Origin of the sequence: Streptomyces sp. GQFP (assembly GCF_021545335.1) — a bacterium.
Classification (GTDB): Bacteria; Actinomycetota; Actinomycetes; order Streptomycetales; family Streptomycetaceae; genus Streptomyces.
Window position 1 is genome coordinate 814,416 of record NZ_CP089312.1, and the last position, 11,728, is coordinate 826,143.

General features: G+C 72.2%; 10 protein-coding genes. All 10 read right to left on the minus strand.

What is annotated here, in order from left to right; translation table 11 throughout:
* Nucleotides 1-103: 103 nt before the first annotated feature.
* The 10 genes from LUX31_RS03735 to LUX31_RS03780 all read right to left on the minus strand — a co-directional run bounded on the left by LUX31_RS03735 (nucleotide 104) and on the right by LUX31_RS03780 (nucleotide 11,651).
* Nucleotides 104-1,069: a sugar kinase gene (locus LUX31_RS03735; protein WP_235473092.1), complete on the minus strand. Its 966-nt coding sequence runs from the start codon at nucleotides 1,067-1,069 to the stop codon at nucleotides 104-106.
* Nucleotides 1,066-1,734, minus strand: a complete 669-nt coding sequence (locus tag LUX31_RS03740) for a bifunctional 4-hydroxy-2-oxoglutarate aldolase/2-dehydro-3-deoxy-phosphogluconate aldolase (protein WP_235473093.1) — start codon at nucleotides 1,732-1,734, stop codon at nucleotides 1,066-1,068. The genes LUX31_RS03735 and LUX31_RS03740 overlap by 4 nt, the downstream gene beginning before the upstream one ends.
* Nucleotides 1,731-3,140, minus strand: a complete 1,410-nt coding sequence (locus LUX31_RS03745) for an MFS transporter (RefSeq protein WP_235473094.1) — start codon at nucleotides 3,138-3,140, stop codon at nucleotides 1,731-1,733. The genes LUX31_RS03740 and LUX31_RS03745 overlap by 4 nt, the downstream gene beginning before the upstream one ends.
* Nucleotides 3,141-3,219: 79 nt before the next feature.
* Nucleotides 3,220-4,248: an NAD(P)-dependent alcohol dehydrogenase gene (locus tag LUX31_RS03750; RefSeq protein WP_235473095.1), complete on the minus strand. Its 1,029-nt coding sequence runs from the start codon at nucleotides 4,246-4,248 to the stop codon at nucleotides 3,220-3,222.
* Nucleotides 4,249-4,283: 35 nt separating this feature from the next.
* On the minus strand, nucleotides 4,284-5,804 hold the full coding sequence (locus tag LUX31_RS03755) for a mannitol dehydrogenase family protein (protein WP_235473096.1): 1,521 nt from the start codon (nucleotides 5,802-5,804) through the stop codon (nucleotides 4,284-4,286).
* 1 nt (nucleotide 5,805) lies between these two features.
* Complete coding sequence (manD, locus tag LUX31_RS03760; RefSeq protein WP_235473097.1) at nucleotides 5,806-7,029, minus strand: D-mannonate dehydratase ManD; 1,224 nt, start codon at nucleotides 7,027-7,029, stop codon at nucleotides 5,806-5,808.
* The gene (locus LUX31_RS03765) at nucleotides 7,026-8,024 is read right to left on the minus strand and encodes a 2-hydroxyacid dehydrogenase (RefSeq protein ID WP_235473098.1); all 999 of its coding nucleotides are present in this window, start codon (nucleotides 8,022-8,024) and stop codon (nucleotides 7,026-7,028) included. Before LUX31_RS03765 ends, manD begins: the two co-directional genes overlap by 4 nt.
* Before the next feature lie 55 nt (nucleotides 8,025-8,079).
* Nucleotides 8,080-9,093, minus strand: a complete 1,014-nt coding sequence (locus LUX31_RS03770; protein WP_235473099.1) for a LacI family DNA-binding transcriptional regulator — start codon at nucleotides 9,091-9,093, stop codon at nucleotides 8,080-8,082.
* Nucleotides 9,094-9,293: 200 nt separating this feature from the next.
* Nucleotides 9,294-10,358, minus strand: a complete 1,065-nt coding sequence (locus tag LUX31_RS03775; RefSeq protein ID WP_235473100.1) for a LacI family DNA-binding transcriptional regulator — start codon at nucleotides 10,356-10,358, stop codon at nucleotides 9,294-9,296.
* Nucleotides 10,359-10,538: 180 nt separating this feature from the next.
* Nucleotides 10,539-11,651 carry a LacI family DNA-binding transcriptional regulator gene (locus tag LUX31_RS03780; RefSeq protein ID WP_268828110.1) on the minus strand — a complete coding sequence of 371 codons (1,113 nt, stop codon included), beginning with the start codon at nucleotides 11,649-11,651 and terminating at the stop codon, nucleotides 10,539-10,541.
* Nucleotides 11,652-11,728: the final 77 nt, after the last annotated feature.

Here is an 11,728-nt window from a genome sequence, read left to right on the forward strand (position 1 = left end):
CCGGTGAGGTCAGGTGCAGCCCGCGCCCCGAAAGGGGCGCGGGGAACCGCGCGACCAGCCCCCACCGGCCCGCAGCGAACGAACCGCATCTCCAGCGGAGCGCCTAGCGCTGGACGTCCGTCACCCCCGTCCACCCGTCGAGGACGGCACGGGTCGGCATGCCCTCCCAGTCCCCCGGCACCGTGCACAGGAGGGCGCCCGCGAGGACGGCGGTTTCGAGGCACCGCTCGACGTCGGCGCCCGCCATCAGCTCGCTGAGGTAGGCGCCGACGAAGGCGTCACCCGCCCCGACCGGATCGACGGCCTGGACCGGTACGGCGGCCCGCTGGTGGAAGACGCCGTCCACCAGCGCGAGCGCGCCCTCGGCGCCGAGTTTGATCACGGCGCTGGCGGGGCCGAGGCCGGTCAGCGCCGTGGCGAGTTCCTTGGGATCCTCGGCGTGCTCGGCGTCCTCACGGCCGAGGACCAGGGCGGCCTCGTCGTCGCCCGCGAAGACGATGTCGGCCCGCGCGACCAGGTCACGCAGGACCGGAGCCGCCGTTTCGGGCGGCCACAGCGCGGACCGGTGGTTCACGTCGACCGACACCGTGACCCCGGCCGCGCGGGCCACGTCCACGGCGTGGAAGACCGTCGCGGCGGCGGACTCGCCGAGCGCCGGCGTGATGCCGGTGACGTGGAGCAGCCCGGCCCCGGCGACAAGCGCGTCGTCCACGTCCGCCGGGGCCAGCCGTGCCCCCGCCCCATGGGCGCGGTAGTACCAGACCTTCACCGCCCCGCCCGGCAGCCGCTCCTTGAGCATCAGACCGGTGGGCGCCCCGCTGTCCCGTACGGCGTGCACGTCGACGCCCTCCGCGGTGAGTTCGCGTACGACGCGGTCGCCGACGGAGTCCGCGCCGAGCCGGCCGATCCAGCTCACGGGCGTGCCGAGCCGGGAGAGGGCGATCGCCACGTTGCTCTCGGCTCCCCCGATGCCGAGCGCCATGTGGGACACGTGCTGCAGATGCCCGACGGTCGTGGCGGCGAGCAGCCCCATCGTCTCGCCGAGGGTGACGACCCGCCCGGCGCTCACGAGCGGGCTCCGGCGACGGCGTCGAGGGCACGCCGGGCCCGGTTGGCCAGGGCCCGGAGGTCACCTCCGGACAGGGCGTCCCCGGACAGGGCACCGCCGAGTCCGACGGCCAGGGCTCCGGCCCGGATCCAGGCGCCGATGTCGTCGAGGCCGATGCCGCCGGTGGGCATCACGCGGACGTCGGGGTAGGGGTCGGTGAACGCCTTCAGGTGCGCGGGGCCCACGGTGGAGGCGGGGAACAGCTTGACCGCTGTCGCCCCGGCGTCCCAGGCCGCGGCCAGCTCGGTCGGGGTGAGCCCGCCCGGGTAGACCGGGACGCCGGCCCGCCGCGCTTCCGCCACGACGTCGGCGTGGAATCCGGGCGAGACGAGGAATCCCGCGCCCGCGTCGAGGCTGCGCCGGGCCTCCTCGGCGGACCGTACGCTGCCCACCCCCAGGTCCGCGGTGTCGCCGAGATCCTTGCGCAGCCGCTCCAGGGCGTCGAGGGCGCCCGGGGTGGTCAGGGTGAGTTCGAGGCAGACGAGTCCGGCGTCGACCAGCGTGCCGGCGGCGGGCAGCAGGTGTTCGGGGGTGTCGGCGCGCAGTACGGCCACGACTCCGGTGCGCGGCAGTGCTTCGCCGGGTTCGGCCCGGTGCGGGTGGTGAGCGGGGAGAGTGTGGTTCATGGAGTGCTCGCTTCGGTCGCGGACTTCTGCATCGGCGGGGCCGTCGCGTCGGTGTGGAGGGTGAGGTCCCGGTCGAGGGTCTCGGGTGCCAGTCGGGCCGCGACCAGGCTGATGATCATCATCAGGGTCATGTAGGCGGCGACCGGCACCCAGGAGCCGGAGAAGGCGGTGAGCAGGGAGGCGCAGATCAGCGGGGCGACACCGCCGCCGAGCACCGAGGAGAACTCCCGGCCCAGGGTGACGCCGGCGTAGCGGTAGCGGCTGCCGAACAGTTCGGGGAAGTAGCTCATCTGCACGCCGACCGCGCCCTGTCCGGCGAGGACGAAGCCGATGACTATAGCCACGGTGATGGCGATCGGCGATCCGGTGTTGAGCGCGATGAAGGTCGGCCCGGGCAGCAGCACGAGAGCGGCCAGGATCGTCATGTACACGGGCTTGCGCCCGACACGGTCCGAGAGGACGCCGAACCCGATCGCCGCGAGGCCTCCACAGGTGGCCCCGATCATCAGCACCTTGGGCACGAACGAGGCGTCGACGCCGACGGTGGACACCAGATACGAGGCCATGAAGACCTGGTAGGTGTACGACTGCGCGCTGATGCCGACGTTCATGAACAGCACCAGGAGCATGGGCTTCCTGCCGTGCTGGAAGACCTCCTTCACGGGCGACTTGGGCTTCTCGTGCTGTTGCTTGAGCTCCTGGAAGACCGGGCTCTCACTGAGCCTGCGCCGGATGACCACCGCGACGACGGTGACGAGGAGGCTGCTGGCGAACACCAGCCGCCAGCCCCAGCTCATCAGGGCTTCGTCGGACAGCGTCTGGACGAGGATCCAGGCGAGGGCCCCCAGTACGGTGCCGAGGGCGGCGCCGGTCATCACGAGCGAGGCCAGTCTGCCGCGCCGTCCGATCGCCGCCGTCTCGGTGAGCAGGGTGGCGCCCCCGGACTGTTCGGCACCGGCTCCGAAGCCCTGGAAGAAGCGGCACAGGACGAGCAACGCCGGGGCCAGCACGCCGACTTGGGAGTACGTCGGCAGCAGTCCGATGGCGAAGGTCGAGGCGCCCATCAGGAAGAGCGTGGTGACCAGCACCCATTTACGGCCGAGCCGGTCGCCGAAGCGGGAGAAGAACAGGCCGCCGAGGGGCCGTGCGGCGAACCCGACGGCGTAGGCGGCGAAGCTCGCCAGGAGCGCGACGGCCGGTGTGGCGTTGGGGAAGAACAGGTCACCGAAGACGAGGGCGGACGCGGTGCCGTAGATGACGAAGTCGTACTGTTCCAGCGCGGTGCCCACCAGTCCGGCCCAGGCCGCGCGACGTACGGCGGTGGGGTCGGGGTCGGTGGGGGCGTTCTTGGTGGGGACGGGGGGTACGGCGTCGTTCGTTATGGAACCGGTGGGTGTGTCCATCATCCATGCCTCCTTGAATGGGATGGTCAGGGCAGCGCAGGGCAGGGCAGGGCATCTGACACTGCTGGGCTGGTTGCCGCGCTCACGCCGTTGCGGGGCGGACCACGACTTTCAGGTGGGTCGGGTCCGTGACCGGCGCGCGCAGCGCGTCGGCGGCCCGGTCGAGCGGGAAGCGGCCCGTGAGGACGGACGCGAGGTCGACCCGGCCGTCCGCGGCGAGGGCGAGCGCGGTGGGGAACGCGTGTGCGTAGCGGAACGCGGTGACGAGGTCGATCTCCCACCGCTGGAGGTGTGCGAGCGGCAGTCCGTCGACGGCGGGAGCGGCCTGGCCGACGACGGTGGCGCGGGCTGCGGGCTTCAGGGTGCGGAGGCCCTGCCAGAGCGCGGCAGGGTGGGCCGAGCACTCCAACAGCCGGTCCATTCCGGTGAGTTCGAGGTCCTGTCGGGCGGTGTTGACCACGGTGGTGGCGCCGAGCTTGCGGGCCTGGGCGAGCCGGGCGTCGTTCACGTCGGTGACGATCACCTCGGCGGCGCCGGCGGCCCGTGCCACCTGGGCGACGAGGATGCCGATCGGACCGGCGCCGGTCACCAGGACCCGGTGTCCGAAGGCGACCTCGGCCCGGCGCACCGCCCAGACCGCGACCGCCAACGGCTCGATCAGGGAACCGAGTTCGAGCGGAATGCCGTCCGGCAGCGGATGAACGGCACGGGCGGGGACGACGACGTGTCCGGCGAGGACCCCGTGCGTGGGCGGGGAGCCGAGACAGGTGCCGTGCGGACAGAGGTTGTACCGGCCCGAACGGCAGGTCGGGCAGGCGCCGCAGCCGATGGCGGGTTCGATCGCGACCGGTGTACCGACCTCGACGGACGCCTGGGGCCCGGCCGCGGTGACGACCCCGGAGGCCTCGTGGCCGAGGACGGTCGGACTGCGGAGCACGTTCTGTCCGTTGCGGCCACTGGCGTAGTAGTGCATGTCGGAGCCGCAGACACCCACGGCGTCGATCTCGACGAGCACCTCGTCGGGGCCGAGGGGGCGGAGCGGGACCTCCTCGATGCGGAGGTCGTTCGGGCCGTGCAAGACGGCGGCCCTGGTCGTGTTGGGGACTGACACGGTCTCACATCCTTGTGAGAAGGGGACGGAAGGCCTCAGGCCGCCAGCAGCGGCTCCGAGTCGGCGGCCTCAGCCGCGGCTTGCGCCGCCGAGGCCGTACCGTGCCGGGCGAGGATGCCGATGAACTCGGCGACCCGCTCGGTGAATCGGGGGTGTTCGGCGAGCCGGTCGCCGAGCAGGCCGCCGTCGATGACGGAGGCGACGAAGTCCCGTACGGACGTGGCGCGTTCGGCCGTCTGCTGCAGCCCTTCGCGGGCCGGGTCCGCCATCGCGGCGGCGTGCGGGCCGGGGTCGAGGCCGGTGGGCGGCGCCATGCAGCACAGGTACGCGGCGACGGTGAGGGCGAGGTGGTGGGGCATCCGGCCGCCGCGCAGTTGGCGGACCGCCGGGTCCGGCACCCGCTGGCGGAGTTTGACGGAGCCGTCCGACCCGACCTGCCGGGTGCGGTGGCCGAGGGCCGTGTTGGCCCAGCGGTCGAAGAGCTGTGCCACGTAGGCGTCGAGGTCGATGTCGCTCGGGACGGTGAGGCTGGGCAGGTACTCGTCGTGCAGTACGCGGTGCGCGGCCTCGGCGACGAAGGGCTGGGTGATCGCGTCCGGGACGGTGGCCCGGCCGTCCAGCGCGCCGAGGTAGGCGATGAGCGAGTGGGTGCCGTTCAGCAGCCGCAGTTTGAGCAGTTCGTACGGCTCGACGTCCTCGGTGAACAGCGCCCCGCCGTGTTCCCAGCCGGGCCGGCCGGCGGCGAAGCGGTCCTCCAGGACCCACATGGTGAACGGCTCGGCCGGCACCGGGACTTCGTCGCGCAGGCCCAGCCGGTCGGCGACCGTCCGGCGGTACTCGTCGGTGGTGGCCGGGACGATCCGGTCGACCATCGTGTTCGGGAACGTGACGGCGTCGGCCAGCCACGGGAGGAGGTCGGCGCGTTCGGCGGATGGCAGGGCCTCGGCGAACTCCCGTACCAGGAGCCCGGTCTGCGCTCCGTTGCCGGCCAGGTTGTCGCAGCTGAGGACGGTGACGGGCGTGGCGTGCGACCGCAGGCGGCGCTGCAGCCCCCGTACGATCTGGCCGATCGTGGTCCGCGGCGGTGTGTCGCCGCGCAGGTCGGCCTGTACGCCGTCGTGGTCGAGATCGAGGTGCCCGGTGCGCGGCGAGAAGGTGTAGCCGTGCTCGGTGACGGTGAGCGAGACGATCCTGGTGGCCGGGGCGGCGACTGCGTCGAGGACGGCTTCCGGCTGCTTTGCGGCGACCAGGACCCCGGTGTGCACGGCGGGAACGGTGACGCGGGAGCCCTCCGGCGAGATCTCGACGAGGCTGTAGCGGAAGTCCTGGGCCCGCAGCGCGTCGGCCACGGCCGCCGAGCGGCTCGCCACTCCGAGGATCCCCCAGGGGCCGTCGGTGTGGTCGAGTGCGGCCGCGGTGTAGGCGGCCTGGTGGGCGCGGTGGAAGTTGCCGAGTCCCAGGTGCACGATGCCGGTCTCGCCGAGCGTGCGCCGGTGCAGCAGTGAAGGGGCGGGAGTGGTGCGGGAGTTGAGGGTGGGGAGGTCCGTGGTCGTCATCTCACCAGTCCGTCATCGAGCCGTCGCGGCGGCGGGCCACGGGCAGGTAGGCGCCTTCGTACGGGAACCGGGCGGCCAGTGCCTCGTCGACCTCGACGCCGAGGCCTGGGGCGTCGCCGGGGTGCAGATGCCCGTCGGCGTAGCTCCACTCGTGCCGGAACACCTCGTGGACCAGCGGCTCGTAGCCCATGTACTCCTGGATGGCGAAGTTCGGGGTGGACAGGCCGACGTGCAGGGACGCGGCCAGTGCCACGGGTGAGACGTCGGAGGGGCCGTGCGGGCCCAGCTTGACCTGCCAGATGTCGGCGAGGGCGGCGATGCGGCGCAGATGACTGATGCCGCCGGCGTGGGTGACGCAAGTGCGTATGTAGTCGATCAGCTGCTCGGTGATGAGTGTCTGGCATTCCCAGACGGTGTTGAACACCTCGCCGATGGCCAGGGGTGTCGTGGTGTGCCGGCGTACGTGGCGGAGCACTTCCTGGTTCTCGGCCGGGGTGACGTCCTCCAGCCAGAACAGGTCGACGTCCTCCAGGGCGCGGCCGAGGCGCGCGGCCTCGTTCGGGGTGAGGCGGTGGTGGGCGTCGTGGAGGAGCTTCACCTCGGGTCCGACGTGTTCGCGGGCGGCGGCCAGCGCGCCGGGGGCGTGCCGCAGGTAGGCGGCGGTGTCCCAGGTCTCCTCGACGGGGGCGGCGCCGCGGCCGGCCGGCTCGTACCCGGCGCCTTCCTTGGCGACGCCGTAGACGATGTCAAGACCCGGCACGCCGGTCTGGGCCCGGATGGCCTGGAAGCCGCGCTCGCGCTGGGCGTCGAGGGAGTCGAGCAGTTGGGGGACGTCCCAGCCGGTGGCGTGGGTGTAAGTGAGGACGCGGTCGCGGACGGCGCCGCCGAGGAGCTGGTAGACGGGCTGGCCGGTGGCCTTGCCCTTGATGTCCCACAGGGCGAGGTCCACGGCGCCGATGGACGTCATGGTCACCGGGCCGCGCCGCCAGTAGACCCCGCGGTACAGGAACTGCCAGGTGTCCTCGATACGGGCCGGGTCGCGGCCGATGAGCAGAGGGGCGACATGGTCGCGGAGGTAGGAGGCGACGGCGAGTTCGCGGCCGTTGAGGGTGGCGTCGCCCCAGCCGACCAGACCTTCGGCGGTGGTGATCTTGAGGGTGACGAAGTTGCGTCCGGGGCTGGTGACGATGACGTCCGCCGAGACGATGGTGTCGTGCTTGCTCATCGGGCCCTCTCCATGATGTTGTGCAGCCCCTCACCGGCCGCCAGCCGGTGGATGTTGGCCGTGATGTCGGACGTGCGGCGGGCGAATGTCTGCCGGGTGAGCCCCGAGGAGTGCGGAGTCATGAGGACGTTCGGCAGCTCGTGGAAGGAGTGGCGGCTGGGCGCGCCCGTGTTGCCGGTGTCCGGGTAGTCGTACCAGACGTCGATCGCGGCGCCCCCGATCACGCCGTCGCGCAGGGCGGCGTACAGCGCGTCCTCGTCGACGACCGGACCACGGCCGACGTTGACCAGGACTGCCGACCCGCCCATCCGTGCCAGTTCCGCGGCGCCGATCAGCCCGGTGGTCCGCTCGGTGAGCGGTACCGAGACCACCACCACGTCCGCGGTGTCCAGGAGCGTGTCCAGATCGTCGACGCTCCCCGCCCAGAGGAGCCGCTCCGCGACGGCGTCGACGTCCCCGCGCCGGGTGACGGCCACGCCTCGGGCGCCGAACGCGCGGAAGCGCTGCCAGGTGAGTGCGCCGATGTGCCCGAACCCGACGAATCCGACGGTGGTGTCCGCCAGCCCGTCGGGCCAGGGCGTGCCGGGGGTGCGGGCGGGAGAGTCCCAGGTGCCGCGGCGCAGCGCCGCGTCCTGGCGCAGGAACCCCCGGGTCAGCAGGACCGTGGCGGCGACGACGTACTCGGCTATGGAGTCCTCGTGGTGGAAGGTGTTGGCGACGAGGGTGCCCGGCGGCAGCGCGGCGACGTCGATCCCGTCGAGGCCCGCGCCGGCGGCGTGCACCAGCCGCAGCTGTTTGCCCGCCGCGGCCATCTCCGGCGAACAGACCCCGGACACCAGGACATCGGCGTCGCGCAGTGCCTCGACGACGGCGCCGGTGTCCGTGGGGTCGGGCCAGTTCACGGTGGTCCCGCTCGGCAGGGCGGCCTCGAACCGCTCACGCAGGGGCACCAGATTGGGATCGGCGACGACGACGTTCAGACCATCGGTGTTCATGGGCGCCCCTTCGGCTCGTGAGACTCGTAAGGCTCGGCAGTGGCGTGCGGGCACTTCACGCGTGCTCCCGGGTGGCGGGAAGCGTGCGGGCCGCGGCCGGTCCGGTGGAGCCGCGGACGACCAGCTGGGTGGGCAACCGCAGGGTGCGCGGCTCCCGCCGTTCGTCGGCGATGGCCTGGGAGAGCATCTCCAGGCTGAGGGACCCGGCCCGGTCCATGGGCACCGCGATGCTGCTCAGGGCGGGGTACGCGGTCGCGGCGAGCGGCATGTCGTCGATGCCCACCACGCTGAGGTCCTCCGGTACGCGCACCCCGAGCTGGCGCGCTCCGGCGATCACACCGAGGGCGACGAGGTCGTTGTGCGCGATGACAGCGGAGGCGCCGGACGCGATCACGCCGGCCGCCGCGGCGGTGCCTCCCGCCACCGTCTCGGACTGCCAGCCGAGCACCTCCAGCTCCAGGCCGGCCCGCTCGGCCTGGGCGCGGGCCAGGTCGACACGGTGGCTGTTGGACCACGAGTGCTGGGAACCCTGGACGTACGCGAGGTGGCGGTGGCCCAGCGCCGCCAGGTACTCGACGGTCTGGCGCAGGCCGTCGGCCGCGTCGGCGAGGACGCAGTCCGCGGTGGTGGTCTCGCGGTTGACCAGGACGACGGGGGTGTCGCCGCAGAGGGTGAGGACGTCCTCGGCGTCGAGCCGGGGCGAGCAGACGACGAGCCCCGCGGACCTGGCACGCAGATGCGTGATCACCTCCCGCTCCCGGTCGGGGTCGAAGTCGGTGTCGGCGAGCACGATGGTCTGCCCGCGGTGCCAGCCCTGGGTCTGCGCCGCCTTCACGAAGGCGCCGAAGACGGGGTTGGCGATGTCCGGCACGACCACGGCCACGGTGTCGGTGTCCGACGGCAGCTCGGCAGGACGGGGCGGCGGCGGTTCGTAGCCCAGCTCTTGCGCAACCTCCAGGACCTTGCGCAAGGTTTCCGGGCCCAGCCGCTGGGGGTCACTGAACGCCCGGGAGGCCGTGGAAAGCGCCACGTTGGCGCGCTTCGCGACGTCGGTCAAGGTGGGGGCCACGCTGCCACTCCATTCCGCGGTAACCGCTGCCTGAACTCTTCGCGACCTATGTTCGACAAGCTTGCGCAATCTTGTCAATGCTTGCCGCAAGATGAATGGCCAGGTGGAGACGATCCGCTTCCCTCAAGCCCCTCGGCGTCGCTCGGTGAGGCCCAGGGGCTGGGCGAGGTGCGCGGAACAAGGGCGGGTGGCGGGCGTTCTCACGCGCCCGGGTGCTGTGCCCCGACCGGCCCGGCCGAGCCGCGGACGACGACATGGGTGCCCATGGTCAGGTGCTGGACCGGATGGTCGGCCCGGTTGAGGGCGAGCCGCACCGCGGCGCGACCCAGTTCCTCGTGCGGGACGTGGACGGTGGTCAGCTCGGGCACCAGGTCACCGGCGAGCGGGATGTCGTCGAAGCCGACGACCGACACATCGTCCGGGACCCGCAGCCCCGCTTCGCGCAGCGCCTTGTACACGCCGACCGCGACCATGTCCGTCATCGCGAAAACGGCCGTGAACTCGGCGCCCTTGTCGAGGAGTTCACGGGTGCCCCGGTAGCCCGCCTCGCGGGTGTATTGGCCGGGAACGACCACATCAGGATCGTAGGACAGGCCCCGGCTCTCCAGCGCTCGCCGGTACCCCGACAGGCGCCCGCCTGCGATGCTGTGGCGTTCGGCGCCGACCAGGGCGATGCGTTCGTGGCCGAGGGACAGCAGATAGCTCGTCATGCTGAAGGCGCCGCCCTCGTTGTCGTACTCCACGACGGTCTCGGGGACGCCGGGACCGAGGGAGGACCGTCCGCACAGCACCAGGCGCGAGCCCTCGGCGTCCAGGGAACGGGCGAGCTTGATCATCCGGTCGGTGTACTCGGGCGTCCGCACGGCACCGCCGACCAGGATCACGGCCTCGGCGCGCTGCTCACGCATGAGGTTGATGACAGCGAGTTCACGAGCCGGGTCGTGGTGCGTCGTGCACACCAGGCACAACCGGCCCTCCGCGGTGGCCTGCTGCTCGACACCCTGAGCGATGTGCGCGAACGACGGCCCGGTGACGTTGTTGACGACGAAGGCGACGGTGTTGTTGGTCGCCCGGCCCAGCGACCGCGCGTTGGCGTCGACGACGTAGTCCAGATCCCTGAGCGCCCGCTGAACCCGGATCCGCGTGACGGCTGCCACCGGGTACGTACCCCCGAGAACCCTGGACACCGTCGCGGCGGAGACCCCGGCCCGGGCCGCGACGTCCTTGACCGTCGCCCGCCCGCCGTCCGTCGCCCGCCTCGGCATCGTCGCGCCCGCTCCTCGTCCGCAGTGGCCCCACCCCGTTGAGCGGCCTCAAAGAAGGTCGAAACCGGGTGCTGCACAATCACCACCGCGACGGACGGGTCAATGATCAGAGGAACGAACCCGCGCCACCGCGCGGGTCGTTGCGATCCGTGCGATCCGTCCGGCCGACGCCGGTTCCGCTCACGGTGTCCGGCGTACGGACTGACGGATGACCAGTTGCGTACTGAGCACCACGTGGTTGTCCCCGGCGAGTTGCTCCGCACGCCCCAGCGCCAGGCGTACGGCGGTGCGTCCCAGTTCCTCGTACGGCACCCGGACCGTGGTGAGGGACGGCGTCAGGTCGGCGGCGAAGGGCACGTCGTCGAAGCCGACGACCGACACCTCGCCGGGGACGTCCAGCCCGGCCTCGCGCAGGGCGGCGAGCGCTCCGACAGCCACCATGTCGGTTCCCGCGAACACCGCCGTGAAGTCCAGGCCGGCCCGCAGGACGTCCCGGGTCCGCTGATAGCCGGAGCCACGGGTGTACGAACCCGAGAGGTCCAGTTCCTCGGCGTACGGCACGTCGTGGGCCCGCAGTGCTTGGCGGTAGCCGGCCCGGCGCTCCTCGGAGCTGCTCTGCAGGGGCTCGCCCCCGAGGAAGAGGATGCGCCGGTGGCCCGCCGTGAGCAGATGGTCGGCGGCCTGGAAGGCGCCGCCCTTGTTGTCGTAGTGCACCACCGTGACCGGCAGCCCTTCGGGCAGCGGCGGGCGGCCGCACAGCACCAGCCGGGACCCGGCCGCGTCCAGGGCTGTGGCGTACTGGGCCATGCGCCGGTGATAGGCCTCGCCCGGTACCGCTCCGCCGACGAGGACCACGGCCGCCGCGTGCTGCTCGCGCATGAGCTGCACCAGGTCGTCCTCGCGGTCCGAGTCCCCGTGGGTCGCGCACACCAGGCTCAGCCTGCCGTGGGTGGCGGCCTCCTGCTCCACGCCGGCGGCGACATGAGCCAGCGAGGGGCCGGTGATGTCCTGGATGACCAGCCCTATGGGGCCCGCGACCCGGCCGGACAGCGCCTTGGCATGGACGTTCACGACGTAGTGCAGTGACTCGACCGCCGCCATGACGCGGGCCCGGGTGTCCCCGGAGACCGGATAGTTCCCGGCCAGGGCACGGGAAACGGTTGCTACGGACACGCCCGCCTTCGCGGCGACGTCACGGATCGTGCTGGGCTTGTCCTGACCTGTCCCGCCACGCCGACGCCTGCCGCTCCCGGTTCCGGAACCCGTCGGGCGGGCTCCGGTCTCCTGATCCATCACAACTCGACGTTACTGCATCGGAAGCCTCTTGAAGTGGCGTGCGACGAGAACTACCGTCCCTCGGGAGTAAACGT